The sequence below is a fragment of the uncultured Psychroserpens sp. genome, from assembly GCF_947501425.1.
Lineage (GTDB): Bacteria > Bacteroidota > Bacteroidia > Flavobacteriales > Flavobacteriaceae > Psychroserpens.
In genome coordinates, this window is record NZ_CANMVN010000010.1 from 87,059 (window position 1) to 112,422 (window position 25,364).

Genomic DNA, 25,364 nt, shown 5'->3' on the forward strand with positions numbered 1-25,364 from the left:
CTATAATTAGATTCCTAATTTACTAATTAAGACTAGAATAATGCTCTTAATCCTATGTTAAATGTTTGTCCGAGACCTGTATTATTGCCTCTTACAAAGTTGGTATAGAGTGTTTCAATATTAAACACCTTAGTCAGTTGATACTTTGCTCCACCTCCAATTGCAGTAAAATCTTGTTCAAAATCATTACCTGTATCTATACGTTGTTGATGTTGTACCAATCCTAATATGGTAAATTTCTGACTTGGGAAATAGCTCAAAAACACACCTGGAGTTAATAGTAAACTATTATTGGCAAAACTATCTTCTTTTTTTCCGAAGTTATATTCGGTATTCAATTCGGTAAATAATTGCCAATTTCCGCTTGGAAACGTATAATCATAGAAAAATCGATTTTGAAAAATAAATCCTTTTTGATCTAAAAACACACCATTTTCAGTTTCATTATCAACTAATGGAATATGAAAAGCAGTCTGTATGGTGAAATTAGTCACACTTTTTATAGGATTAAATTTCACGGCAGGAGCAAATGATGTAAATCCAGATCTAGCAGTTCCACGTTCACCATCAAATGAAAACACATCCAAAGCATTTCTATCGTTGATAACATTAGATCTAAATTCTAACAATAGTCCGATGTTAAAGTTACTATTGTCTGAAACGCCTGTAAAAATATCTACGGTTGACGTAAAGAAGGTTTGTCGAGGCTCTTTTCCCTGTGAAAATGTACTTTCTGTTTGGGTGTAAAGGTTATTAAACCACTTGATATCCCACTGTCCTTTATTCAATAATTTTGAAGGTGTATATTCCTGAATGACACTTTTTTCTGTGTCTTGTTCGTCTTGTGAAAATCCTGAAAAACTTACGCTCAGGATGGTTATTAACATGATGATCTTTTTCATTTCTATATGTATTTGGTTGTTTTATTTGTGTTATTGTTTATTAAGGCTCCAATTGTAAGGATAGTAAGAGATTTTAGATTTAGGCTCTATAGTTTCTTTTCTGAATGTATTGATGTAGTCAATTTCATTTCCTGTTTTTACGAAATCTTCCTTGTACCATTTAAAAATTTCTGAAAGTTCAACTTTCTTTTTTTTCACTTTGATGAAATTTGGATTATTAAGAGCGATTTCGGTTTGCTTTTGCAATTGAGATTCAAGTAAGTTTGGCAAATAGGCTTCGGCTATTAATGGCGGACAACCTATTGCGCCACACACTAAAACAAAATGAAAGCGTGCATCGCCAAACGGGGCTCTAAGTTTTTTATTTTCAATAGCATTGAGTGTAATAGACTCTCCTGCAATATTGTATTTGGTCTTATCAAAAAATCCAGCTTTATCTAAAGGAGAGTTGATTGGGTAGTTATCGATGATTCCCTTTATTACTGAAATATTATAAGCATTGATCCAAAACGCCTGATACGTTTTAGAATCACTCTTTGAAATGGAAATTTCTTCTGCCAAATTCACTAAGTTATTCAAAGCTTCAGGATTCTTATGGATCTTTGAGTAAGCTACTTTTCCGTCAGACACATGAGCTTTAAAAAAGTGGTCTGCAGCTTTAAAAAAAGTTGAAGGGCTTTGTGCAAATCCAAAACCTGAGGCTCCAAAAACGACTGTAAGTATGATTATTATTTTTTTCATGATTGCTTGTACTATTATAATTTTTACAATCGCTAAGTCGTTTAAAACACCTATACTTACAAGGATTTTGAAAAAATATGCGTGTCTGATTTCTTCAGTAAACCTTACAAATAAGCTTTAATTTAAAACAGATATAAATTAGAATGCTCAATTAAGTTCTTATCTTTAGTTGCGACAGAATCCTCATAACAACCAAAAAATATGGAACACATCGTTATCATTGGAAACGGTATTTCTGGTGTTACTTTAGCCAGACACATCAGGAAACTTTCTGATAAGAGAATTACCATCGTTTCAGCAGAAACAGATTACTTTTTTTCACGTACAGCATTGATGTATGTATATATGGGACATATGAAATTTGAGCATACTCAACCTTACGAAAATTGGTTTTGGCAAAAAAACCGGATTGAATTGCTCAGAGGTTATGTACATGAAATTGATACAGATAACAAAGTCATTAAAATTAATGAGAGAGACGCCTTAGCTTATGATAAATTGGTCATTGCAACTGGAAGCAAACCTAATAAATTTGGTTGGCCTGGTCAGGATCTTGAGGGTGTTCAAGGCCTATATAGCAAACAAGATCTGGATGCTTTAGAGAAAAATGCACCTAACAATGATATTTGTAAACGTGCTGTAATTGTTGGTGGCGGACTCATAGGTATTGAATTAGCTGAAATGCTAAACTCTCGAAATATTCCTGTTACTTTTTTAGTACGTGAATCTAGTTTTTGGAATGGTGTTTTGCCTAAGGGCGAAAGTGCTATGATCAACAGGCATATCGAAAATCATCATATTGATTTGCGTTTATCAACGAATCTAAAAGCCATCAATGCTGATGAAAACGGCAAAGTAAAATCCGTCATTATTGAAGAAACTGGTGAAGAATTAGCATGTGATCTAGTTGGTTTAACTGCTGGTGTCACACCTAATATAGATTTTTTGAAATCGTCAAAAATAGAAACTGGACGTGGCGTTAAAGTCAATCGTTATTTGGAAACCAATATACCAGACGTATATGCTATTGGTGACTGTGCAGAACAACATGAAGCCATTGGCAACCGTAGACCCATTGAAGCGGTTTGGTACACAGGACGAATGATGGGCGAAACTTTAGCACAAACCCTCTGCGGAAACCGAATTCAATACAAACCTGGACATTGGTTCAATTCAGCTAAATTCTTAGACATTGAATATCAAACCTACGGTTGGGTATTTGGTGAACGCGGAAGACCAGATTACGAAAAACATTTCCATTGGAAACACGAAGACGACACAAAATGTATTACTGTTGCCTACCACAAAGACACTAACGAATTTCTTGGCATTAACACCTTTGGCATCCGTATGCGCCACGAGATATTTGATACATGGCTTACCGAAAAAAGAGATGTAGATTATGTGATGAATCATCTCTCCAAAGCTAATTTTGACCCAGAATTTTATAGTCATTACGAAGCTGACATCCTATCGGCTTACAATAACCAACTTCAAACCGCATAACCATGAGTAATAAATTAAATTATAGTATGTCTTTAGCTAAACCTGACGCTCAAGACTTGTCTAAAAAGCAAAAGTTAGCTGTAGGATTGGGAGTTGTAGGCTTATTTATTCTGGTGTTAGCCCTTTTTAATCTGGATCTACCAAACAAAGGTATGTTTCTAAGTGCTTCACTATTACTCATTACTGTTGGAACCATCATCTTTGCAAATGATGCCTACCTCACAAAATTAAAAGGTATAAAAAATGATGGCGTATGGTTTAAATCTATATCCTCAAGAGGCACTTTGGGTTGGATCACTGGTATTGTGCTCACGTCGTTTTATGTGGTGTTGTATTTCTATGAGGGCTTATTAGGCGCTGGAGCTAATGGTGCAGAAAACACAGGACTCATTGCTCTTTTTGATCCTTTAAGTAAATTATTGAGTGGTAGACCAGCAAGCCAATGGTTTGTTTACGGAACACTTTATACTATTGCCATTTTAGCCTTTGGATATAAGTTTATTTTAAAATATAGACATAATCGTTATGAGCAGATCAGAACCATTTCGGTGATGTTCTTCCAACTGGCTTTTGCCTTCTTGATACCAGAGTTTATGTATGTTATGAATTCTGATTTACCATACTACGACCTAAAAAATGTATGGCCATTAAACTATTACAACTTTGAGCAATATCGTATCAACTCGTTCATCAACGCAGGAACTATTGGGATGGCTATGCTTATTTTCGGCATTGTATCCATTTTTGTCATCACACCAATATTGACCTTTAAATTTGGTAAACGTTGGTACTGTTCATGGGTTTGTGGTTGTGGTGGACTCGCAGAGACTGCTGGTGATTCGTTCAGGCAGCTTAGTGATAAAAGTCAGAGCGCCTGGAAAATAGAACGTTGGGTTATTCATAGTGTGCTGGTCTTTGTTGTCTTAATGACCACAGCAGTAATTTATACTTATTTGGGTTATGATCCAGATAAATATTGGTTAACGAGAGATGTGTTCTTATTTTCAGTAGCAGGTTTCCTGACCTTAATATTTGCGTTGACTATGATCTTTAAACGTCATGAGTTGGGCAAAGACGCTAAATATGGTGCTATAGGTTATTTTGTAGTTATCATCGCGCTTATTGGAATTCATGTGTTCAGTTCTGAAACTAAACTATTCTTATTTAAAGCTGAAACTTTAAGATCAACTTACGGATTTCTTATCGGAGCCATTTTTTCTGGTGTTATCGGAACTGGTTTCTACCCTATCTTCGGAAATCGTGTGTGGTGTCGTTTTGGATGTCCTATGGCAGCTATACTAGGATTTCAACAACGTATGTTCTCTAAATTCAGAATTACAACTAATGGCGGACAATGTATTTCCTGCGGAAATTGTTCAACCTATTGCGAAATGGGAATTGATGTTCGCGCTTATGCTCAAAAAGGTGAAAATATCGTCCGTTCAAGTTGTGTAGGTTGTGGAATTTGTTCAGCTGTTTGCCCGAGAGGTGTTCTAAAATTAGAGAATGACAGTATGAAAGGACGTATCAATCCTACAGAAGTATTACTAGGAAACGATGTAGACTTAATGGATTTGGTTAATCAAAAATAACGTTCTCAATGAAAAGTATTGCCATACTCACTGTAATACTGCTCAATATTCATCTTGATATTGAAAAGAAGACTTATCAAAAAAATTATTTTGATGATGGAACAAAAGCTTCTGAAGGTTGGATGTTAAACAATCAAAAGACAGACTATTGGAAATTCTATCATCCTAATGGGAATGTTGAACGAGAAGGGCATTTTATCAATGGGAAAGCATCTAAGTATTGGCGATTATATCGAGCTGATGGTTCAAAACACAGTGAAGGCCATTATGAAAATGGCAAAAAGCATAAATGGTGGTTGTTTTATGATTCCGAAGAAAAAATAAATCACAAATGTCAGCTAAAAAACAATCAAAAAAACGGATATTGCCTCATGTATAAAAATGAGAAGCTAATATCTGCTGTAAAATATTCTGAAGGAAAGAAAATTAAAGAGTGGACAGATTATCGCTCGTTTAGAAAAGAAAATAGTTTAAGAGACCTTAAATGACCAATATTAAAGTCATCATTCCTGCGTATAATGAAGCAGATTCTATAGCGCATGTTATCAAAGATATTCCTGAGATTGTTAACGAAGTCATCGTGGTGAGTAACAACTCTAATGACGATACTGAGATCAATGCAACAAAAGCTGGAGCCACAGTGCTTTTAGAACCTAATAAAGGCTATGGTTATGCTTGCCTGAAAGGAATGTCATACATTGCTCAACAAGAAAACAAACCCGATATCATCGTTTTTTTAGATGGTGATTACAGTGATTATCCCGAAGAATTAACTAAAATAGTAGCTCCAATTCTCAATGATGATTTGGATTTTGTTATTGGTGCAAGAGTTAAAGCGTTAAGAGAAAAAGGATCTATGACTATTCCTCAAATCTTCGGAAATTGGCTTGCTACAACATTAATGACTATCTTATTCAGAGCAAAGTTTACCGATCTTGGACCATTTAGAGCAATCAAATACGACAAATTACTTGGACTTCAAATGGAAGACAAAACCTACGGATGGACAGTAGAAATGCAGCTTAAAGCGTTGAGACAAAAACTAAGCTATACAGAAGTAGCAGTTAACTATCGAAATAGAATAGGTGTCTCAAAAGTTTCAGGTACGGTAAAAGGTGCTATATTTGCAGGCGTAAAAATCCTGAGTTGGATTTTTAAATACAGTTTTAAAACATGATTCTTGAAACAATCATTATAGTCATATACACGATTGCTATCTTGCTTATATTTATGTATGCGTTAGCACAGCTCAATCTGCTCTACAATTACCTTTCTTCAAAAAAAGCAGATAAAACCTGTGAGACTTTTGACCTGTCAAATCCTGATGAAGTTCCGTTTGTTACCATACAATTGCCAGTTTACAATGAAATGTACGTTATGGAGCGTCTACTCGATAACATTGCATTGATTGAGTACCCTAAAGATAAATTAGAAATTCAAGTCCTTGACGATTCTACCGATGAAACTGTGGAATCAACACGACAGCAAGTTGAAAAATTACAAGCTACGGGTTTAGATATTAAACACATCACTAGAACCGACCGATCTGGTTTTAAAGCTGGTGCACTTAAAGAAGGCTTAAAAGTTGCTAAAGGTGAGTTCATAGCTATTTTTGATGCCGATTTTCTTCCGAAGAAAAACTGGTTAAAACGAACCATTCCTTATTTTAAAGATGAACATATTGGTGTGGTACAAACACGTTGGGGACACATCAATAGAAACTACTCAATACTAACTAAAATACAAGCATTTGCACTTGATGCCCATTTCACATTAGAGCAAGTAGGACGTAATAGTAAAGGTCACTTTATCAATTTTAATGGTACAGCTGGTGTTTGGCGTAAAGACTGTATTATTGATGCCGGAAACTGGGAAGGAGATACGTTAACCGAAGATCTGGACCTCAGTTACAGAGCACAACTTAAGAATTGGAAATTCAAATATTTGGAAGATGTTGAAACACCTGCAGAGTTGCCTGTCGTCATCAGTGCAGCCCGTTCTCAACAATTCCGTTGGAATAAAGGTGGTGCAGAAAATTTCAGAAAAATGCTTTGGCGTGTTATTAAATCAAATAACATTTCCACAAAAACTAAAATTCACGGCTTATTACATTTATTGAATAGCACCATGTTTTTAAGCATATTTACGGTTGCTATTTTGAGTATTCCAATGTTATGGATCAAAAATGAATATGCGCATTTACGGTTCTACTTCTACTTTATGAGTTTCTTTGTCATGAGTACTGTTATTTTCTTTGTGTGTTATTGGTTCATGTACAAACAGATTTACGGCAGTGGATTTAAAAAATTCTTTGGCTACGTCGGAATGTTCTTTACCTTTTTCTCTATAGCCATGGGATTCTCTTTGCACAATTCTATTGCAGTTATTGAAGGCCATATAGGCAAACGAAGTGAGTTTGTTAGAACACCTAAATTCAACATCAGTACCTTAAGAGATTCGTGGAAGGGTAATAAGTACCTTCGAAAAAAAATATCTCCACATGTCATCATTGAAGGCATATTAATGCTGTATTTCGCATTTGGTCTTTACAGTGCATTTATTGTAGGAGATCAAGGTGGTGATTTTGGACTCTTTCCTTTCCATCTCATGTTATGTATTGGGTTTGGATATGTATTTTTTAAATCTCTATCCTCTAAAGTGTAATGCAGCAGTTCTGGAAACTTAATAAAGTTCCGTTATTGCTCACATTTGTTAGCGTTTTATTGTATTGGTATGTTGCCTATAACTTAGTACGTACAGATTACACCTCACTTATTTTACTTTACAGTTCTCTTTGGCTGGTGTTTATATTGCTGCTTAAATACACCATAGACAACATCAGATTTTTAACTGTAATTGCCTTTCTTTCCAGAGCCATTTTAATTCTAGCGATCCCTAATCTATCACAGGATTTTTATCGTTTTATTTGGGATGGCCGAATGATTCTAGAAGGATTTAACCCTTATCTCTATACACCAGAATCATTTATGCAGTCTGGAAATCTACCTGTAAATCAAGCTGAAGCTCTGTATGAAGGTATGGGACAACTTAATGGGAGTCATTATACCAACTATCCTCCAATTAACCAATTGTGTTTTGTAATTGCTGGCCTTTTTTCTGGGCATTCTATTTTAGGTTCTGCTGTAGTGTTACGACTACTAATTATTGCCGCAGATTTTGGTACATTTTTCTTCGGAAAACAGCTCCTCAAAACACTAGGTCTTCCAATTAAAAACATATTCTGGTTCATCCTCAACCCGTTCATCATCATTGAGCTTACTGGAAATCTTCATTTTGAGGGCGTGATGATTTTCTTTTTAGTTTGGAGTTTATATCTCCTACACATTGGAAGATGGAAATGGGCTGCAGTGGTTTTTGCCTTATCCATTTCAGTAAAATTAATTCCGTTGCTGTTTTTACCTTTATTATTCAGATACTTTAAGAAACCTACTGTCATTTCTAGCATAGTCGAGACCTCTAAAACACCTCTTGACTACGCTGGAGGTGACAATGTGATTGACTATAAAACTTTAGTACAGTTTTACATTATTGTTGGCCTTACTACTTGTATACTATTTGCGCCTTTCTTCTCTTTGGAATTTGTAAATAACTATGCTGAAACTGTCGGACTCTGGTTTCAAAATTTCGAGTTCAATGGCAGCATTTACTACATTGCTAGAGAAATTGGTTATCGCTTTAGAGGTTATAATGAAATTGCAGTGATTGGTAAGATCTTACCAGTCGTGGTCTTTTTAATCGTAATTGGATTAGCCTTTTTCCGAAGACAAACAGATACCCGACAACTCGTGATAAAAATGCTTCTGGCATTCACGTGTTATTTGTTTTTGAGTACAACGGTTCACCCATGGTATGTTGCAACATTGCTCATCTTGGGTGTTTTTACCAATTATAAATTTCCTTTAGTTTGGAGTTTTGTTATTATACTGAGTTATCTGGCTTATATTAATATCAATACCATGGATAAATCGGAAAATTTGTGGGTCATTGCCTTGGAATATATTGTTGTTTATGCGATTTTTATTTGGGAGGTATTCATAAATAAAGCCAACTCAAAAGAGCTGGCTTCATTATGATATAATTACAAATTATAGTTTTTTCAGAGCCAAAATAGTGTAAATCTCTGTCTCATCCTCATAACCGTCTTCGTCTACCTCTTTTTCAATATTTACTGAATATGTAACACTAAACATTGTACCAATAAGTTTATCAGATTTTAGATCAAAAGATTTTATAAGAGATTCATCCATTTTTTGAAACGTCATGGTATATTCCTCCATATCTTCATCGACACCAATGAAGTTGTAACCATAATCTTCGTGACCGTCATAGACACCTTCAAAAGTTTCGGTATCCTGAATGGAGTTCATAGCGGTAAGTAGCAAAAAACAGAATGCTAAACAGCTTGCAATTGTAATAAATCTTGTTTTCATTGTAATAGAATATAAGCGTGAAAATTGTTTTTATTTTCTTCGGATATTTGCCACTACAAGTCCGAAAGCGCTTTTAGTAATATCATTTAATGACTTACACGTGGAATAGTATATACGTACTGAATAAGAGTTTAGATGAGTTTTAAAATAAACATATCTATGACTTCAACTAAAATGAGGATAATGATAATCCATTCAAGTTTACTACTTTCTTTATGGTCCATGATATCTTTAAACAATTCGAGATTTTCTTTAATGATATCTATGCGATCATGAATGAGATGATAACGATCTTTGAGGTCAAAGGTTTGTTTAAGATCCAAATTGAGTTTATTGAGTTGCTCATCTTCCCAGACAATCTCAGGAGAATCGAATATATACAAGTTTTCAGAGATCTTATTTTTAATATTCAAAACCTTTCCAATAAAGCGTTTTAGTTTATTACCAGAAATATCCAACTTCCCTTTTCGTTCCAGATATTTGGTATGTTCATTGGTTTCAACCAACAGCGTTTCGGTAATTTCAGAATAACGAGTTAATGCTACAGATTGCGACGCATTTAGCATTACTAAACGTATCATTTCTGCATTAATGTCTGGCAATATAATTTTATTGAATTCAACCTTTAATGTGTCTTTCTGAATAACGACACTTACATCTTCTGATAATTTTTCAGTTAAATCGCCTGTACAATAGGGACGCAATTTTCCTAAGGCCTGATCAATTTCCTCAGTATTCATATTAAAGAAACTCATCATTCCGTATTGAAAAATGTAAACGAATTGATTGCTTGTAAATTCATAAAACAACTCATCACTATCTTGGAACAAAAGCCTCCAATCTAATTGGCTTTTCGTTTCCTTTAAATTGATAGTGTTAGAAACCTGATAAGCGAGTACCTTATACATTACTCATCATCAGACGTATCGTCTGCTAAATCAGGATCTTGAACCGCTTCTGGATCATTATTGTCGAAATCTTCATAATCGTCTTCGTCATAATTTTCCATAGTTGTAGCCAGCTTGGTACTTACTTTTACCAAATATTTGGTGTCTTCTGTAGTAACCTCAACAGCTTCAACTATTTCATTATTGGCATTTTTAAACGATATGATATGGTCATCATCATATCCATCTGGATACTTTTCAACCAACATAGCTAAAATTTCTGGTGTCAATTTTTTAAAATCAACAATAACACGTTTTAAATTATCTCGTTTGTTCATAATTACATGTCTAATAGGTAGGCAAAAATGAGAGGCGCAACGATTGTCGCATCACTTTCTATTATAAATTTTGGTGTATTAATATCTAATTTTCCCCAAGTTATTTTTTCGTTTGGAACAGCTCCAGAGTATGATCCATAACTTGTAGTGGAATCACTTATTTGACAAAAATAGCTCCAGAAAGGAGTATCAGTTCGTTCCATATCCTGATACAGCATAGGAACCACACAAATAGGAAAATCACCAGCAATCCCTCCTCCAATCTGGAAGAAACCAATTCCCTTTTGTGAATTATCTGTATACCAATCTGCTAAAAATGTCATGTACTCAATTCCTGATTTCATAGTACTTGCTTTTAATTCTCCCTTAAGCACGTAGCTGGCAAAAATATTTCCCATAGTACTGTCTTCCCATCCAGGACAAACAATAGGTAGGTTTTTTTCTGCAGCAGCATACATCCATGAATCTTTCAAATCTATTTCATAATACTTTTCTAAAACACCTGAAAGCAATAGCTTATACATGTACTCATGAGGTAAATAACGCTCTCCGAGTGCCTCAGCATCGTTCCATATCTTTACAATATGCTCTTGTATTCTTCTAAATGCCTCTTCCTCTGGAATACAAGTATCAGTAACACGATTTAGTCCTTTTTCTAATAAATTCCATTCATCTTGTGGTGTTAAATCCCGATAATTAGGAACGCGCTTATAATGTGAATGCGCTACTAAATTCATAATATCTTCTTCCAGATTTGCACCTGTACAAGAAATGATATGAACTTTATCTTGTCTAATCATCTCTGCAAAAATTTTTCCCAGCTCTGCTGTGCTCATTGCACCTGCAAGAGAGACCAACATCTTTGCTCCAGAGTGCAACTGCTCCTCATAAGCTCTTGCAGCATCAACCAAAGCTGCAGCATTAAAATGTAAATAGTACTTGTTGATAAACTGTGATACTGCTCCCTTAGTTGTCATCGTCGTCATTAAATTTAGAAAATTTATTAATATCTATCTTAGATTCATTGAAATTATTATCGAATTCGTCATCTACTTCGTCATTTAAGAATTTATAGGTCAGCATTTTATAATATAGTTTTGCTGCCAGGAAATCTGATGACTTATTAGTTGCATTGGGACATAATTCAACAATATCAAACCCAACTACATTTTTTTCTTCAAACACCTGACGTAAAAACTCAAGAGTTTCATACCAAAGCAAACCTCCAGGCTCTGGTGTTCCTGTAGAAGGCATGATTGATGGGTCAAAGGCGTCAAGATCAAAAGTAATGTAGACATTCTCTGTCATTTGATCAATTGCCGAATCCATCCAGTTATCATCTTCTGCCATATCATGAGCAAAGTACGTTTTCTCAACATCCATTACTGTAGTTTCTTTGATATCCATACTTCTAATACCTACTTGAATCAAATTGGTTGTTTGATTTGCCTCATAAACTGCGCAGGCGTGGTTGTATTTGCTACCTTGGTATTCCTTTCTTAAATCAGCATGCGCATCAATTTGCAAAACTGTTAGATTATCAAAGCATTCGTTAAAGGCTCTAATTGTTCCTATTGAAATAGAATGTTCTCCTCCGAAAGTAGTCACAAATTTATTCTTCTTGATATACTTCTTAGTAATGTCATGTACAGCATCAACCATAGATTCTGGTGATATGTTTTCAGTAACAGCATCTGCTAAAAACACACCTTGCTTGTAAACTTCAGTTTCAGTCTCAATATCGTAAAGTTCCATATTTTCCGAAGCATTCAAAAAAGCATCTGGCCCTTTATCTGCTCCTTTTTGCCAAGTACTTGTACCATCATAAGGCACTGGAATTAGTACAATTTTTGAACTGTCTAATCTAGAATATTGGTCTTCTATTCCTGCGTAAGTTTTTGTATTCATCTTATTAGTTATTGTCGTTTAAGGCTACCTCTAAGTTATCTCTTTTAGCTTCAGAATGCTCAAGATTCACTTTTTCGTATCCTAAAATTTTAAGTAAGTCTTCACTTTTTTGTTGTTCACTAAATAGTGATGTAGTAATATTTCCGTCTATATCCTTATCAATTAGAATATGCTTTGGCGTAGGAATTAAGCAATGTTGTAACCCTCCAAATCCACCAATAGTTTCCTGGTAAGCTCCAGTATTAAAAAATCCAATATATAGAGGTTTATCTTTATGGTACTTCGGAAGATAAATAGCATTCATATGCTGTTCACTATTGTAATAATCATCACTATCACAGGTTAAACCTCCTAAAAGCACGCGTTCATAACTATCATTCCAACGGTTAATTGGCAACATAATAAACCGCTTATTGATGGCCCAAGTGTCTGGTAATGTAGTAATGAAAGACGAATTAATCATGTTCCATTTTTCGCGATCATTTTGCTGTTTTTGGTATAATATCTCATAAATAGCACCTCCACTTTCACCAACAGTAAAACTTCCAAATTCAGTAAAAATATTTGGAACATCTACATGCTCTTCCTCACAAACCAGTTTGATTTGATTTACAATCTCGTCAACTATGTAAGCGTAATCAAAATCAAACGCTAATGAGTTCTTAATAGGAAATCCACCACCAATATTTAAGCTATTAAGTGACGGACAAATTTTCTTGAGACTTGTGTATACTTTTAAACACTTGGTCAGTTCATTCCAGTAATAAGCATTATCACGTATTCCTGTGTTGATAAAAAAGTGAAGCATTTTAAGCTCAACCTTGTCATTATTTTGAATTTGATTCTTGTAAAAAGGAACAATGTTTTTATAACCAATTCCAAGTCTGGATGTATAAAATTCAAATTTCGGCTCTTCCTCCGAGGCGATACGTATACCAATATTGAATTTACCTTCAATTTCAGCTGAGAGTAAATCTATTTCCTCATAATTATCAATAATTGGAATTGCATTTTGATGACCATTATTTATAAGCCTAGCAATATTTGTAATGTATTGAGCACGTTTAAACCCATTACTAATTACAAAAGTTTCATTGGTTATTTTACCTTCAGCTTTTAAATTCTCAACGATATCAATGTCAAAGGCAGAAGACGTTTCAATATGAATATCATTTTTTAATGCCTCATTAAGCACATGTTTAAAGTGGGAACTTTTAGTACAATAGCAATAATTGTATTCTCCCTTGTAATCATGCTTTTGAATAGCATCAACAAACCATTGTTTAGCACGATTGATATTATTTGAAATTTGCGGCAAATACGTAAACTTTAATGGTGCTCCATGTTGTTCAACCAAATGCATGAGATTGACATCATGAAACTCCAGAGTATGTTGCTTTAATTTGAACTCTGGTTGTGGAAAATCAAATGTTTGATTTACCAAATCAATATATTTTGTATTCATTATTGTGTTTAAAAAGTTAAATGTAATTGGTGAAGGTTAACACTTGGTTAAGCCAACAAAAATTAAATATCAATATCTACACGCTTATAAAATTGATATTAAAAAACTAATAAAACACAATGATTCAAACCTGTATTTGAGGTTGAGTAGTTGGAATAAAGCCAAACAAATGTTGACTCATAAAGATGTAGAAAGCGGAAGTTAGCTCTAAAATTCGGTGACTTAATCTATAAGCTGTTTTTGAATATGACTTCCTAATTTTCAAAAACCCGAACGTAAAAACACGGTTCAATTTGTTCAGCTAAATGCTAAGGCTTTTTGATAACATAACTTTCAAAAAGCGATGCAAATGTAATTTATTTTTTGACACGCAAAACATTTTTGCATTTTTTTGAAAAAAATTTTTAACTATTATTTTCAGTCTATTTTGTTAGATAATCTTTAAATTTATACTTCACTCAATGAAATAACGAGTTTACTAATCAAACTATGTAGCTTACTCGAAACGATTTGAAATACTTAGAGATAGCGCTTAGATTTGAATAAACAATTATAATTATGAAAACAAAAAACACATTTACCAAGAACCCAGAGCAGAGCAGATTAGAATCTGTGGCTAAGAAAGTAGTAGGTACAATATGCATTTTAATGTTTACTTTACTTGCTACAAATCCTGTTTATGCGCAATCAGATAATGCCCAAGATCAATTTACAGTAAAAGGAATAGTTAGTGATGAAGAAGGACCTTTACCTGGTGTCAATGTTACACTAAAGTATGCTGATGTTGGAACTTCAACCGACAGAAATGGTGCATTCACATTTCCAAAAGCATTAAAACCTGGCGACATTTTAGTTTTTAGCTACTTGGGTTATGAAACGCAAGAGATCAAAATTAAAAAGAACACAAGACTTATTAAGCTTTTACTCACTACAGACCTTGTAGAGATTTTAGGTGCAGTCAATGATGACAAGCCTTACAAATCAAAACGAAAAAATTAAATAGCAGACTCATAAATGAAGCTATTGAGGTACATATGTGTCTTCATATTTGCATTCCAATCTAATGCACAAATATCTGATTTTGAATATATTAATTTTCGAAAAGCAGACAGCATTGCTTTGGCATGCAAAGATGAAGGTTTAGATAATTTATCTCAACTATCTCAAAAGCTAACCTCTGGCTTAACAACAGATGCTGAACGATTTAGAGCTATTTACAAATGGGTTTGCACTAATATTGCTAATGACTATAGCTTATATCTAAAAAACAACAGAAAAAGATACAAGTTTAATAATGATAGTGAGAAACTCGAAGCTTGGAACGAACTTATTAAGAAAAAGATTTTCTATAAACTTCGTAAAGACAAAAGAACCATCTGCACAGGTTATGCCTACCTTATAAAGGAGCTCTCTAATTTAGCAAATCTAAATTGTGAGATTGTACATGGTTATGGTAAAACCAGTACAACTAATCTGGAGAGACTAGATGCTCCAAATCACTCATGGAATGCTATTGAATTAGACGGAAAGTGGTATTTATGTGATCCAACATGGGCTAGTGGTATTCCAAATTCGGAAACCAACGAGTTTAAATTTTATTACAATGACGGCTATTTTCTAACTAATCCTCAGTTATTTGCCATTAATCATTTTCCTGTTAATAACAAATGGATGCTATTAGAAGAAGCGTTAGCACCTTCATTTGAAACCTTTCTTGCTGCTCCAATAATTTACGGAAAAGCTTATAAGAATTTGACTATTCATTCTGAGCCTAAAGAAATGCATAATACAATAGAGAAACATGATATCTTGACGTTTAAGTACCAGCTTCAGAAAGCTGTAGCAAAAGAAGATATTAGTTTGTTAATTGATAATGGTTTCAGTAATAGAAAAATAAAGCCCACTTCAACACACATTGAAAACACATCACTAACGCTTGAGCACCAATTTGATAATAACGGGTTTTACGATGTACATCTCTACATTGGAGATGATTTGATTTCCACCTATACTGTTAAAGTTAAAAGTTGACTCGAATAAACACTACAGCATTTGCAAGGTATTCACTTCCTGTTGAGTCAAATGTTTCCAATGACCACGTGGTAGATCTTTTTTTGTTAGATGCCCTATTTGAACACAATCTACTCGAATAATATCATATTTTAAGTAATCAAAAATAGTGTGAAGAATGGTATTACCTGTATTTTTGATTTTAAGACCTATTTTACTTTTTGGTTGACCATCGATATAACTAACTTCTTCTACAGAAACCATTTTTCCTTCAATTTTAAAACCATCTTGGATTTTTTTAAAATCATCAAACTTTAAATTTTTATCCAATTCGATCTCAAATAATCGAGCGACACCTGTTTTAGAATTAGTGAATTTTTTCACTACTTTATCATCATTGGTAAACAGTATTAATCCTGTAGAATTTCTACCTAATCTACCAATAGGCTTAATACGCGCGTTAGTAGCATTAGCAACAAGATCCATGACTGTACGACCTTTAGATTCACTTGTAGTAGTAGCAAATCCCTTTGGTTTATTTAATAAAACATACTCCTTCTTCTCAGGATTTATTCGGGCACCATCAAAACGAACTTCATCATCCAGCTTGACCTTATAACCCATTTCTGTAATCACCTTTCCATTAACCGTCACACTACCAACAGAGATATGCATGTCAGCATCTCTACGTGAACAAATTCCAGAATTTGCAATGTATTTATTTAATCGGATTTCATCAGAATTTGATGCTTTTGAAACTTTCTTTTTAGCAGGTTTGTTTCCTCTTGCATCATCTGCTCCTCTACCATATTTTTTATTGGCAGGTTTTCCTGATTCTCTTCCTGAAGTTTTTCCTTTTCCGCTACGTCCTTGCTGTCTGCTCATAATTACTAAATTTTATACAACGTCTCTTATGTTTCGATGTATCAATCTGCAAAGGTAGTATAATAGTTGAACTAATCTATAAATTTGGTTGTAGATTGACGTTCACGATTAACAGATAATTGTGTTACATCTGGTCTTGAATAATGACCTACAGGATCAAAATTTTGACGCTCCTCTAACACACGATTAAAGTCTATAGTTTGATAGAACACCCCTTCCTTGTGCAAAATAGGCTCTTGAATCCATTCGCCATCTGGTCCAGCAATACAACTCCCACCATTGGCTAATACTTGAGGTGCATTCTCCAAAATTTGATCGAGATGTGGCGTGTTTTGAGGGAAATCCTCAATAGTCATTACGCTTGATACTGAAATCACATAGGACCGTGATTCTCTAGCTATAAATCGTGTAATATCTTTAGTATTATGATCACTACCAGGCCATACAGCAATATGCAAATTTTCGCCGAGTCCATAAAGTGCAGCTCTTGGAAGTGGCATCCAGTTCTCCCAACAATTCAATCCGCCAACTGTAAAATCTTTCAGAGAATGAACCTGTAATCCATGTCCATCACCTGGTGACCACGTTAAACGCTCATCATAAGTGGGCTGTAACTTTCTATGTACCGACTTAATCTTACCATCTTGATCTATATAAACTAAAGACGCATAAACACTGTGTCCTCCTCGATCTAGTGGTCTTTCAATTATACCTAAATATACAGCCATATGATGCTGTTTGGCTAATTTACAAATGCCATCTAAATCGCCTTTTTCTATCGTTATTGAATGACTCACATAATGTGCATGTAATGCTTTATTAATTGGTGTATTCCATTCAGCTCCTCCTGTTAATGCCAACCAAAAAGGGTAACCTGGAACCAGACCTTCACCAAAAACGATAAGTTCTGCATTCTCTTTTGCTGCTTTACTAATTGACGTTTCAACTTTTTTTAGCGTTTCTACTTTATTCAACCAAACAGGTGCTATTTGTGCTAGGGCAACTTTAAGTGTGTGATTCATTTAAATTCGATTTAAAACAACATTGACATTTATCAATACAATACAAAACACACCTGCTACAATAATAAACTTTAGAATGTTATGTAATATCAAATAATGGGTTTTCGTATTCGATTTCCAAAGTAATAGTAGAAAAACCAGTAATAACATTACAGAGAGGTAGAAAAACAAATACATATGTCCTACATCAAAATGGTATAATAGTAAATAGACAGGAATACTAGTTAAGACAATTAATATAGTAAGCATTATTTTTGATGCTTTCTCTCCATAAACTACAGGTATTGTTTTATAATTGAGGAGTAAATCTCCTTTCATATTCTCAAGATCTTTAGTCAGTTCTCGCATAGAAATCATTAAAAACAGAAAAATGGCATGAACAAAAATGACCGATTCAAAGTTTTTATAATACAAGAAAATAGCAAAAAATGGTAAGATGGTCAGTATGGCAGAGACAAGGTTTCCTATAAATGGAAGCTTTTTAAGCTTATGTGAATAAAACCAAATTCCGAAGATATAAATTGAAAAAAACAAAACGGCATTAAACGAGACGTAACTCGCCATGATGACTGCCGAAAAATTGAGCACAAAGTAAAAGGAGAGCTTAGTATTCTGACTTACGAGACGGTCTAATTTTGATTTCTGAGGTCGATTGATTAGGTCTTTTTCAGAATCGTAGAAATTATTGATAATATAACCTGCTGCTATTGTTGCTGCAGAAGCCAGAACCAGCATTAATAAATTAAGATCAAATATGACGTCTTTAAGAGGTTTGTTATGCGCCAAAATGTAAACTGATGTTAAATATTGCGCTATAACAACAATAAGGATGTTGTAACCACGAACGACAGAAAACATGCTAAAGAACTTCAGCAAAATGTGTTTTTGTCTACGAGAAAGCATAAATTAATGTTTAGAAGTTGTAAACAACTTCTAATTTGTAATCTTGAAGTGATTGTTTTGCTGTTTCGATATCTTCGGTAAACCCTAGGATATATCCTCCTCCTCCAGAACCACAAAGTTTCAAATAGTACTCGTTGGTTTCGATTCCTTTTTTCCAAAGCTCATGGAATTGTTTTGGGATCATAGGTTTAAAATGGTTCAACACCACTTTAGACAACTGCTTAGTATTTTTAAATAATGATTTAATATCTCCTTTGAGGAAATCATCAACACAGGCATCAGTATGTTTTATAAACTGATCTTTTAGCATGCTTCTAAAGCCTTCTTGCTTCATGTTTTCCATAAAAATACGAACCATTGGAGCTGTTTCACCAATAATTCCTGAGTCTAACAAAAAGACAGCGCCTTTACCTTCTGTTTGCTGTGCAGGAATTCCAGTAGCTTCAATATTATCTTTAGAATTGATCAATATTGGAATACTCAAATAACTATTCAATGGGTCCAATCCAGAGGATTTTCCGTGAAAAAATGATTCCATTTCAGAGAAGATCTCTTTTAACTTTAATAACTTTTCTCTGGTTAAATTCTCTAAAACTGTGATTTTGTTGTAAGCGTACTTATCATAAATAGCTGCAACCAAAGCACCACTACTTCCTACACCATAACCTTGAGGTATGGATGAGTCAAAGTACATCCCAGCATCCACATCTTTTTGGAGTGTATCAATATCAAATGTCACCAAATTGGCATCAATATCTTTTAAATAAGAGACAAACCCTTTTAAACTTTCATTAGATTTCATAGCATCTTGCGACGGATTTTCATCAGTCTTAAGTGCACCATTGTAAAAGTTGTAAGGAATAGATAAACCTTTAGAATCTTTGATGATTCCGTATTCTCCGAAGAGTAGGATTTTTGAATAAAAAAGAGGTCCTTTCATGTAATTAAACCATTTGCTTTAACAAATATACGTATTATTCTACTATATGGCTCTCCATCAATAGTTAAGACAATTATAAATTATTGACTATTAATTTAGCTCCAAAGCCAATCTGATCGCTAATATAATGTCCATTTTGACAATAGACAACTAATTCACTCTCAATAAATTTTAGCACATTATCCTTTTCATTTTCTGGATATAGCACGTGTACATTAGCTCCTGCATCTAAAGTAAAACACACTTTTGAATTCGTTTCACTTCTATATGCCCAAATTTTATTGATAATTTCAAGGGTATTGGGTTTCATTAGAATAAAATAAGGCATACTAGTCATCATCATAGCATGAAGCGTTAAGGCTTCACTTTCCACAATTTTTATGAATTCATCTAAATTACCCTCTTTGAATATCGCTTTGAGTTTTGATAGATTCTCATGAGCTTGTTCAAAACGTTGTTGCGCGAACGGATGACCAAACATCAAATTATGTCCAACAGTACTACTTACCTGCTTTTCGCCTTTATCAACTAAAAGAATCGTGTCTTGATAGTTTTTAAAATTTTGATGTACATCATATGGATATTTCACACCATATAAATCTGAACTTCCATCAATCTCATCATGAATTCCCCAAACAATCAAATCGCCTTCTAAACTTCTGCATGCACTTCCTGATCCCAATCGTGCTAAAAATGATGCTTTCTGGATAAAATACACTTCTGAAATCGTTCCTATAAGTTCTTTTTCAACACTCATTAAGCATAAGGCTAAAGCGCTCATGCCTGAAGCTGAAGAGGCTATTCCAGAACTATGAGGAAACGTGTTTGACGTTTCAATCTTAAAATGATACTCGCTTAGAAAAGGTAAATAGCTCTCAATACGTTTGAAAAATGTTTCAATTTTTGGCTTAAAATCATCTTTCTGTTCACCATCTAAAAACACATCAAATGAGAACGCAGCGTTACTTTCTTTTTTGGAAAAACTCAGTGTTGTAATAGTTTTACAATGATCTAGAGTAAAACTTACAGACGGGTTCTCAGGAATTTGATGTTCTCGTTTTCCCCAATATTTAACCAGAGCAATATTACTTGGAGAGGACCAGGTAAAACTTCCGTTTTCTAAAGTTTTTGTATAAGGTTTAGGAATGAAATCTTTTTCAGTCATGTGCTATTAATTCTCCGACAAAGATAAGAGTTTTACCATTGTTTTAAAGTTTCGGGATGTTGCCTTTACATTTAATTTTTTTTCAAACATATTCATGTTGAATTTCGAGTTTCCGTAACCTACAGAAGCGTATAAATAGAGACCATCATTGATGATAATAAATTCTTCATTATCGTACTCAATTTGCATGACCTCATCAACCAGTTCTGGTTCGGGAATGGTACTTAGAATAATAAAATAACTGTTTTCTTTCTTTACTTCGGAAAACGGACATGCATTAAAAATGACCTCTAATTCATCTCTAGTTCTCGCCATAACTGGCACTTCAAATCCAAATTGAGATGCAATTGCTCCTTTCACCTTTTGCTCAATAGTGGCATTGTTCAGTTCTGAAGATTGAAAAATCACATTTCCGCTTTGGATATACGTTTTCACTGATTCAAAACCTGTTTTTGTAAGTAATTCGCGTAGTTCTGCCATCGGAACTTTTTTATGTCCGCCAACATTGATTCCTCTTAAAAGTACAATATACGTATTCATGATTTTGAAATGGCTTTAGCTGCAATATAAGCTCCAGTCCATGCATTCTGAAAGTTAAATCCTCCAGTGACAGCATCTATATTTAAAATTTCTCCTGCAAAGTAGAGCTTTTGATGAAGCTTACTTTCAAAAGTTTTAAAATTGATCTCTTTTAAGTTGATCCCACCAGCAGTAACAAACTCCTCCTTAAACGTACTTTTTCCAGTCACATTAAAAACCGCTCCGGTAAGTTGTGACGCTAATTGCTCTAGCTGTACTTTATTAAGATCTGCCCAGCGTGTTTCATTAGTCATTTCTGAAGCTAAAACTAACTTCTGCCACAGGCGCTTTGGTAACTCAAATTGAGGCGATTTGAACACTGTCTTTCTTGCTAAATCATGTTTAAGTATTTTTAACTGATCTATACAATCCTGATAGGACTGCTTTATAAAGTTCACTTCAATTTGAAATTTATAATTCCTATTAGCCAGTTCAATAGCTCCAAAGGCAGAAAGTTTTAAAATGGCTGGTGCACTCATTCCTACATGAGTGATTAACAAAGGACCTTCACTCCATAAATTAGAATCAACCACTTTAACTTCAACATCTAAAGCCACCACACCTGGAATACCTGCTATACGTTCATCTCTAATATCGAAGGTAAATAACGATGGTACAGGCTGTGATATGGTATGGCCTAAATCTTCCAAAAGATTCCAAATCTTTGGGTTACTCCCTGTGGCAAATAATACATTTTCAGCTGTAAATTCATCTTGTGAGGTTTCTAAAATCCAATGCGTTCCAGATTTATGTATCGTTTTTAATGCGTGACTATAATAGACCGCTACGTTATGCTTATCAGCTTCGTTTAAAAAACAATCGATAATAGTTTTAGACGAATTAGATACTGGAAACATTCTTCCATCGGGTTCAATTTTTAATGGCACATTTCTACTTTCAAACCATTCAATGGTATCTCCTGTCATAAATTGATGGAAAGGACCTAATAACTCTTTTTCTCCTCTTGGATAATTATGTACTAATTCTGAAGGAATAAACTCAGCATGAGTCACATTACAACGTCCTCCACCAGAAATCTTTACTTTTTGAAGCCCTTCTTTTCCACGTTCTAATATGGCAACTTTCAATTTTGGGTTTTGTTCCGCAATATTAATTGCTGCAAAAAAACCTGCTGCTCCACCTCCAATGATGATGATATCATAAGTATTCATAGGCGATCTGGATTATCTGAAATTACAGCATCAACACCATATGTGGTCATTCGTTGAATGGTTTCATGATCATTGACTGTCCAAGTCACTACTTTATAATTCTCTTTTTGTGCACGCTTAACATTCTCTTTAGTTAGTAACGCAAAATTAGGGTGTATCGCATAGGCATTAATGGTATTAGCAAATTCAAGGGCATCAGTTACACTTGCTTTTGTTAGCACACCAAGTCGCAAATTAGAGTTGATTGTATTAACTTTTTCTAGTTCATGATACTGAAAACTTGAAATTAGGAAATCTTCAATTGTCCAACGGTAATCATTCATATATTTATCTATAACGTTACAAGTTCCATCTGCTGTATCTTTCCCTTTAAGTTCAATGTTGAGCATACATTTTCGATCAATAGTCTTAAGAACGTCTTCGAGTGTTGGTATAGAAAATTGATCTTTAACTTTTAACTGTTTCAACTCACTCAACGTGTGTTTAGAGACTTCACCTTGACCATTGGTCATTCTATCTAAAGTAAAATCATGAAAAACAACCAATTCACCAGAGGCACACTTGTGAACATCAATCTCAATACCCTGAACTCCTAATTCTAAAGCTTTTTCAACCGATGCTAAAGTGTTTTCAGCAACGTATGCTTTCGCACCTCGATGTCCTATTTTAAGTGGTTTTTTCATAGGATATAAAAGTATAAATTTCAATCATAGAAACATTAGTAAATCATAATTTAAAGAATCTTTAAGAGTTTAGATTTTATATTTCGAGGAAAAACCCATTTATTGGATATAGATAAACACAAATTATGAATTTAAACTTAAGTCTACTTTCTATTTTATTTTTTCTTACCTCTTCCTGTGAAACTGGTAAACTAACTCCTTTGGCAGATCTACCATCAAGCCTAAAAGAAACATCTGCTATTGAATTAGCAAAAGGTTCAGATCTGTTATGGGTTATTGAAGATGCCGGAAATAAGAATAATCTTTATGGATTGAATCCTGGAGGAAAAATTGTAAAAGATATTGATATTGATAATGTACAGAACATCGATTGGGAAGATCTAACTTCAGATACTGACGGAAATATCTATATTGGAGATATTGGTAATAATTCAAAAAAGCGAAAAAACTTCGCCATATTTAAGGTGTCACAACCCGCAACTTTAGATGAAACTACTGATGCTGAAGTCATTAGTTTCAAACTTCCTAAAGACATGAAATCTGAAGATTTTGAATCGTTCTTTCTCCACAATGATTGGTTCTATCTATTCAGCAAGGAAAACAAAAAAACAAAGCTTATCAAAGTACCAAATCAAATTGGAGATCATGAGGCCATTTACATTTCAGATTATAAACTGAAAGGTAAAAATACGAAAGTCACATCTGCAGACATTAGTGATGATGGTAAAACTGTAGTATTACTAAATCATGACAAACTCTGGAAACTTACCGGATTTTCATCTGATAACTTCTTTGAAGGAACCGTTGAAGCTGTTGAATTTGAGCATGACACTCAAAAAGAGGGTATCAATCTCGTTGGTTCTAATAAGGTATTAATCACAGATGAAAAAGACAAAAGTGAAGGTGGAAATATTTACAGTTTTGTTTTTGAATAGTATCAAGATGATATAAGTCGATCTAAAGCATCCAAGTCTGCTTTATTATGTAATTGATTTTTAGCGTCAAATATGAGGTTTTCAATTTCGCTATCAATGGCGTTTTTGTGAGTTTCTTGAGTAGCATAACCACTTTGTTTGAGAAAATTCAACATTAAAAGTAATTTTTGCAAAATAATTGGATCATGCTTGCAATAGGTTCTTAAAGATGCCATCACCTGAAATAAGAGATCATTGAAACTTACGGTATTTATGTTGAGAATGGCATTACCTTCATCATCACATACTAACCTCAAATCGTTTTTTTTTAATCGTACAGCAAATAGTTCTGTAAGATAATCAATAGCATTTATAGCAGTTCCTGGATCATTAATTCCAGGAGACATGGCCTTTAAAGCAATTTCTGTGATTTGTTTAAATGCTAGAACATAATTTTCACGTATAAGTTCACCCTTTGAAAAGCGTATTGCATCTAAAATTTTGCCCTCCAATTCTTTATCGATTTTATTACTTATCTTGACTAGTGGTAATTCTTTCAAAACATAATTTCCTTTTACTGGAATGATTTCAAATTTCAATTGTTTTTCTTTTGAAATACTTTTGATTAAATTAATATTAACATCGTGATAATATCCTGATTGGCTGGATTGTATGACTGTCCAATTTGAAGTATCAGGAAACTCATCAGTGATATCTTTTTCATTGTCAATTAAGGTTTCTATTCTGGATTTTGCTTCATTGAAAATCCGTTCCATAATATTATTTATTTGTATTTCCTGAGAAATAGAATGAATGAAATAAATAAAAGCACCCAGACAAAAAATCATAAATAGAATAGCAAGAAGTACTGAAAAACCAGGAAGCTGGTAAGAGGAACCGTTTGGCTCAATAGCGACTAAAGTAAAAATGCAATATAACAAGGTTGAATTATAAACTCCTAATACTATTTGATGACGTTTATTAGAAATCAAACCAGGAAGAACTCTTGGTGAATAATTACTAGATGCCTGATTTAATAAAATCATGACTAACGAAAAACTAAACACCATTATTGAAATAAGGCCAGCAATAAATGTTGTTAAAAGACTTCTGGCTGTTTCTGTATCGTTAACGACTAAAATTGGTGCATTCTCGACAAGATAATCTGATATGCCCTCACTCTCCAGATAATACATAAATAATGCGAAAAGTAATCCTGCAAGACTAATAAGGGTTGGATAGAAAGCAATTTTACTTTCTAAACGGGTCATTAACTTGATTGTTTCGCCAAAATATTTACG

26 protein-coding genes are annotated in these 25,364 nt (G+C 33.9%); 9 read left to right on the forward strand and 17 right to left on the reverse strand.

Annotated elements, in window-relative coordinates:
* Positions 1 to 32: 32 nt before the first annotated feature.
* Positions 33 to 902, reverse strand: coding sequence for a hypothetical protein (locus Q0951_RS15515; RefSeq protein ID WP_299338808.1), 870 nt, complete (start codon positions 900 to 902; stop codon positions 33 to 35).
* A 30-nt stretch (positions 903 to 932) separates the two neighbouring features.
* A complete protein-coding gene (locus tag Q0951_RS15520; protein ID WP_299338810.1) occupies positions 933 to 1,643 on the reverse strand; it encodes a DUF547 domain-containing protein in 711 nt (236 codons plus the stop codon).
* A gap of 201 nt (positions 1,644 to 1,844) precedes the next feature.
* On the opposite strand from Q0951_RS15520, the gene Q0951_RS15525 reads away from it, so the two are divergent.
* Genes Q0951_RS15525 through Q0951_RS15550 form a run of 6 tightly spaced genes read left to right on the forward strand, consistent with a single transcriptional unit; the run spans position 1,845 to position 8,835 of the window.
* Positions 1,845 to 3,149 (forward strand): FAD/NAD(P)-binding oxidoreductase, encoded by a 1,305-nt coding sequence (locus tag Q0951_RS15525; RefSeq protein WP_299338813.1) that lies wholly within the window; start codon positions 1,845 to 1,847, stop codon positions 3,147 to 3,149.
* A 2-nt stretch (positions 3,150 to 3,151) separates the two neighbouring features.
* Positions 3,152 to 4,741, forward strand: a complete 1,590-nt coding sequence (locus Q0951_RS15530) for a 4Fe-4S dicluster domain-containing protein (RefSeq protein WP_299338815.1) — start codon at positions 3,152 to 3,154, stop codon at positions 4,739 to 4,741.
* Positions 4,742 to 4,749: 8 nt separating this feature from the next.
* Positions 4,750 to 5,229 (forward strand): hypothetical protein, encoded by a 480-nt coding sequence (locus Q0951_RS15535; RefSeq protein ID WP_299338818.1) that lies wholly within the window; start codon positions 4,750 to 4,752, stop codon positions 5,227 to 5,229.
* A complete protein-coding gene (locus Q0951_RS15540; RefSeq protein WP_299338820.1) occupies positions 5,226 to 5,918 on the forward strand; it encodes a glycosyltransferase family 2 protein in 693 nt (230 codons plus the stop codon). The genes Q0951_RS15535 and Q0951_RS15540 overlap by 4 nt, the downstream gene beginning before the upstream one ends.
* Entirely contained in the window at positions 5,915 to 7,405 is a 1,491-nt protein-coding gene (locus Q0951_RS15545) for a cellulose synthase family protein (RefSeq protein ID WP_299338823.1), read from the forward strand. Before Q0951_RS15540 ends, Q0951_RS15545 begins: the two co-directional genes overlap by 4 nt.
* The gene (locus Q0951_RS15550; protein ID WP_299338826.1) at positions 7,405 to 8,835 is read left to right on the forward strand and encodes a mannosyltransferase; all 1,431 of its coding nucleotides are present in this window, start codon (positions 7,405 to 7,407) and stop codon (positions 8,833 to 8,835) included. The genes Q0951_RS15545 and Q0951_RS15550 overlap by 1 nt, the downstream gene beginning before the upstream one ends.
* A gap of 12 nt (positions 8,836 to 8,847) precedes the next feature.
* On the opposite strand, the gene Q0951_RS15555 is transcribed toward Q0951_RS15550, so the two are convergent.
* The 6 genes from Q0951_RS15555 to Q0951_RS15580 all read right to left on the reverse strand — a co-directional run bounded on the left by Q0951_RS15555 (position 8,848) and on the right by Q0951_RS15580 (position 13,790).
* Positions 8,848 to 9,192 (reverse strand): hypothetical protein, encoded by a 345-nt coding sequence (locus tag Q0951_RS15555; RefSeq protein ID WP_299338829.1) that lies wholly within the window; start codon positions 9,190 to 9,192, stop codon positions 8,848 to 8,850.
* A 131-nt stretch (positions 9,193 to 9,323) separates the two neighbouring features.
* Entirely contained in the window at positions 9,324 to 10,100 is a 777-nt protein-coding gene (locus tag Q0951_RS15560) for an RMD1 family protein (protein WP_299338832.1), read from the reverse strand.
* Positions 10,100 to 10,417 (reverse strand): hypothetical protein, encoded by a 318-nt coding sequence (locus Q0951_RS15565; RefSeq protein WP_299338835.1) that lies wholly within the window; start codon positions 10,415 to 10,417, stop codon positions 10,100 to 10,102. The genes Q0951_RS15560 and Q0951_RS15565 overlap by 1 nt, the downstream gene beginning before the upstream one ends.
* Before the next feature lie 2 nt (positions 10,418 to 10,419).
* Positions 10,420 to 11,394: a deoxyhypusine synthase family protein gene (locus Q0951_RS15570; RefSeq protein ID WP_299338837.1), complete on the reverse strand. Its 975-nt coding sequence runs from the start codon at positions 11,392 to 11,394 to the stop codon at positions 10,420 to 10,422.
* Positions 11,384 to 12,325 (reverse strand): agmatinase, encoded by a 942-nt coding sequence (gene speB, locus Q0951_RS15575; RefSeq protein WP_299338840.1) that lies wholly within the window; start codon positions 12,323 to 12,325, stop codon positions 11,384 to 11,386. The genes Q0951_RS15570 and speB overlap by 11 nt, the downstream gene beginning before the upstream one ends.
* A gap of 4 nt (positions 12,326 to 12,329) precedes the next feature.
* Positions 12,330 to 13,790: an arginine decarboxylase gene (locus tag Q0951_RS15580; RefSeq protein WP_299338843.1), complete on the reverse strand. Its 1,461-nt coding sequence runs from the start codon at positions 13,788 to 13,790 to the stop codon at positions 12,330 to 12,332.
* Between the two features lie 558 nt (positions 13,791 to 14,348).
* On the opposite strand from Q0951_RS15580, the gene Q0951_RS15585 reads away from it, so the two are divergent.
* The gene (locus tag Q0951_RS15585; RefSeq protein WP_299338845.1) at positions 14,349 to 14,789 is read left to right on the forward strand and encodes a carboxypeptidase-like regulatory domain-containing protein; all 441 of its coding nucleotides are present in this window, start codon (positions 14,349 to 14,351) and stop codon (positions 14,787 to 14,789) included.
* Between the two features lie 15 nt (positions 14,790 to 14,804).
* Positions 14,805 to 15,821: a transglutaminase domain-containing protein gene (locus Q0951_RS15590; protein WP_299338848.1), complete on the forward strand. Its 1,017-nt coding sequence runs from the start codon at positions 14,805 to 14,807 to the stop codon at positions 15,819 to 15,821.
* 12 nt (positions 15,822 to 15,833) lie between these two features.
* Here Q0951_RS15590 and Q0951_RS15595 read toward each other — a convergent pair whose 3' ends face one another.
* The 8 genes from Q0951_RS15595 to Q0951_RS15630 form a co-directional block, all read right to left on the reverse strand.
* Positions 15,834 to 16,685, reverse strand: coding sequence for a pseudouridine synthase (locus Q0951_RS15595; protein ID WP_299338852.1), 852 nt, complete (start codon positions 16,683 to 16,685; stop codon positions 15,834 to 15,836).
* Positions 16,686 to 16,756: 71 nt separating this feature from the next.
* On the reverse strand, positions 16,757 to 17,707 hold the full coding sequence (locus Q0951_RS15600; RefSeq protein WP_299338855.1) for a carbon-nitrogen hydrolase family protein: 951 nt from the start codon (positions 17,705 to 17,707) through the stop codon (positions 16,757 to 16,759).
* Complete coding sequence (locus tag Q0951_RS15605) at positions 17,708 to 18,610, reverse strand: geranylgeranylglycerol-phosphate geranylgeranyltransferase (RefSeq protein WP_299338858.1); 903 nt, start codon at positions 18,608 to 18,610, stop codon at positions 17,708 to 17,710.
* A 10-nt stretch (positions 18,611 to 18,620) separates the two neighbouring features.
* Complete coding sequence (locus tag Q0951_RS15610) at positions 18,621 to 19,550, reverse strand: mevalonate kinase (RefSeq protein WP_299338861.1); 930 nt, start codon at positions 19,548 to 19,550, stop codon at positions 18,621 to 18,623.
* 73 nt (positions 19,551 to 19,623) lie between these two features.
* Entirely contained in the window at positions 19,624 to 20,715 is a 1,092-nt protein-coding gene (locus Q0951_RS15615; protein ID WP_299338863.1) for a diphosphomevalonate decarboxylase, read from the reverse strand.
* A 6-nt stretch (positions 20,716 to 20,721) separates the two neighbouring features.
* Entirely contained in the window at positions 20,722 to 21,255 is a 534-nt protein-coding gene (locus Q0951_RS15620; RefSeq protein WP_299338866.1) for a DUF1697 domain-containing protein, read from the reverse strand.
* Complete coding sequence (locus Q0951_RS15625; protein WP_299338869.1) at positions 21,252 to 22,466, reverse strand: NAD(P)/FAD-dependent oxidoreductase; 1,215 nt, start codon at positions 22,464 to 22,466, stop codon at positions 21,252 to 21,254. Before Q0951_RS15625 ends, Q0951_RS15620 begins: the two co-directional genes overlap by 4 nt.
* Positions 22,463 to 23,149, reverse strand: coding sequence for a glycerophosphodiester phosphodiesterase family protein (locus Q0951_RS15630; protein WP_299338872.1), 687 nt, complete (start codon positions 23,147 to 23,149; stop codon positions 22,463 to 22,465). Before Q0951_RS15630 ends, Q0951_RS15625 begins: the two co-directional genes overlap by 4 nt.
* Before the next feature lie 125 nt (positions 23,150 to 23,274).
* On the opposite strand from Q0951_RS15630, the gene Q0951_RS15635 reads away from it, so the two are divergent.
* The gene (locus Q0951_RS15635; RefSeq protein WP_299338875.1) at positions 23,275 to 24,084 is read left to right on the forward strand and encodes a hypothetical protein; all 810 of its coding nucleotides are present in this window, start codon (positions 23,275 to 23,277) and stop codon (positions 24,082 to 24,084) included.
* 2 nt (positions 24,085 to 24,086) lie between these two features.
* On the opposite strand, the gene Q0951_RS15640 is transcribed toward Q0951_RS15635, so the two are convergent.
* Positions 24,087 to 25,334: a DUF2254 domain-containing protein gene (locus Q0951_RS15640; RefSeq protein ID WP_299338878.1), complete on the reverse strand. Its 1,248-nt coding sequence runs from the start codon at positions 25,332 to 25,334 to the stop codon at positions 24,087 to 24,089.
* Positions 25,335 to 25,364: the final 30 nt, after the last annotated feature.

Bases quoted from the DNA above. Each gene is read 5' to 3' on its own strand.
- Q0951_RS15630 (WP_299338872.1), bottom strand. From the start codon at position 23,149: ATGAAAAAACCACTTAAAATAGGACATCGAGGTGCGAAAGCATACGTT.
- Q0951_RS15605 (WP_299338858.1), bottom strand. From the start codon at position 18,610: ATGCTTTCTCGTAGACAAAAACACATTTTGCTGAAGTTCTTTAGCATG.
- Q0951_RS15615 (WP_299338863.1), bottom strand. From the start codon at position 20,715: ATGACTGAAAAAGATTTCATTCCTAAACCTTATACAAAAACTTTAGAA.
- Q0951_RS15620 (WP_299338866.1), bottom strand. From the start codon at position 21,255: ATGAATACGTATATTGTACTTTTAAGAGGAATCAATGTTGGCGGACAT.
- speB (WP_299338840.1), bottom strand. From the start codon at position 12,325: ATGAATACAAAAACTTACGCAGGAATAGAAGACCAATATTCTAGATTA.
- Q0951_RS15555 (WP_299338829.1), bottom strand. From the start codon at position 9,192: ATGAAAACAAGATTTATTACAATTGCAAGCTGTTTAGCATTCTGTTTT.
- Q0951_RS15570 (WP_299338837.1), bottom strand. From the start codon at position 11,394: ATGACAACTAAGGGAGCAGTATCACAGTTTATCAACAAGTACTATTTA.
- Q0951_RS15525 (WP_299338813.1), top strand. From the start codon at position 1,845: ATGGAACACATCGTTATCATTGGAAACGGTATTTCTGGTGTTACTTTA.
- Q0951_RS15565 (WP_299338835.1), bottom strand. From the start codon at position 10,417: ATGAACAAACGAGATAATTTAAAACGTGTTATTGTTGATTTTAAAAAA.
- Q0951_RS15635 (WP_299338875.1), top strand. From the start codon at position 23,275: ATGAATTTAAACTTAAGTCTACTTTCTATTTTATTTTTTCTTACCTCT.
- Q0951_RS15535 (WP_299338818.1), top strand. From the start codon at position 4,750: ATGAAAAGTATTGCCATACTCACTGTAATACTGCTCAATATTCATCTT.
- Q0951_RS15545 (WP_299338823.1), top strand. From the start codon at position 5,915: ATGATTCTTGAAACAATCATTATAGTCATATACACGATTGCTATCTTG.
- Q0951_RS15640 (WP_299338878.1), bottom strand. From the start codon at position 25,334: ATGACCCGTTTAGAAAGTAAAATTGCTTTCTATCCAACCCTTATTAGT.
- Q0951_RS15590 (WP_299338848.1), top strand. From the start codon at position 14,805: ATGAAGCTATTGAGGTACATATGTGTCTTCATATTTGCATTCCAATCT.
- Q0951_RS15550 (WP_299338826.1), top strand. From the start codon at position 7,405: ATGCAGCAGTTCTGGAAACTTAATAAAGTTCCGTTATTGCTCACATTT.
- Q0951_RS15580 (WP_299338843.1), bottom strand. From the start codon at position 13,790: ATGAATACAAAATATATTGATTTGGTAAATCAAACATTTGATTTTCCA.
- Q0951_RS15540 (WP_299338820.1), top strand. From the start codon at position 5,226: ATGACCAATATTAAAGTCATCATTCCTGCGTATAATGAAGCAGATTCT.
- Q0951_RS15595 (WP_299338852.1), bottom strand. From the start codon at position 16,685: ATGAGCAGACAGCAAGGACGTAGCGGAAAAGGAAAAACTTCAGGAAGA.
- Q0951_RS15585 (WP_299338845.1), top strand. From the start codon at position 14,349: ATGAAAACAAAAAACACATTTACCAAGAACCCAGAGCAGAGCAGATTA.
- Q0951_RS15530 (WP_299338815.1), top strand. From the start codon at position 3,152: ATGAGTAATAAATTAAATTATAGTATGTCTTTAGCTAAACCTGACGCT.
- Q0951_RS15610 (WP_299338861.1), bottom strand. From the start codon at position 19,550: ATGAAAGGACCTCTTTTTTATTCAAAAATCCTACTCTTCGGAGAATAC.
- Q0951_RS15520 (WP_299338810.1), bottom strand. From the start codon at position 1,643: ATGAAAAAAATAATAATCATACTTACAGTCGTTTTTGGAGCCTCAGGT.
- Q0951_RS15625 (WP_299338869.1), bottom strand. From the start codon at position 22,466: ATGAATACTTATGATATCATCATCATTGGAGGTGGAGCAGCAGGTTTT.
- Q0951_RS15560 (WP_299338832.1), bottom strand. From the start codon at position 10,100: ATGTATAAGGTACTCGCTTATCAGGTTTCTAACACTATCAATTTAAAG.
- Q0951_RS15515 (WP_299338808.1), bottom strand. From the start codon at position 902: ATGAAAAAGATCATCATGTTAATAACCATCCTGAGCGTAAGTTTTTCA.
- Q0951_RS15600 (WP_299338855.1), bottom strand. From the start codon at position 17,707: ATGAATCACACACTTAAAGTTGCCCTAGCACAAATAGCACCTGTTTGG.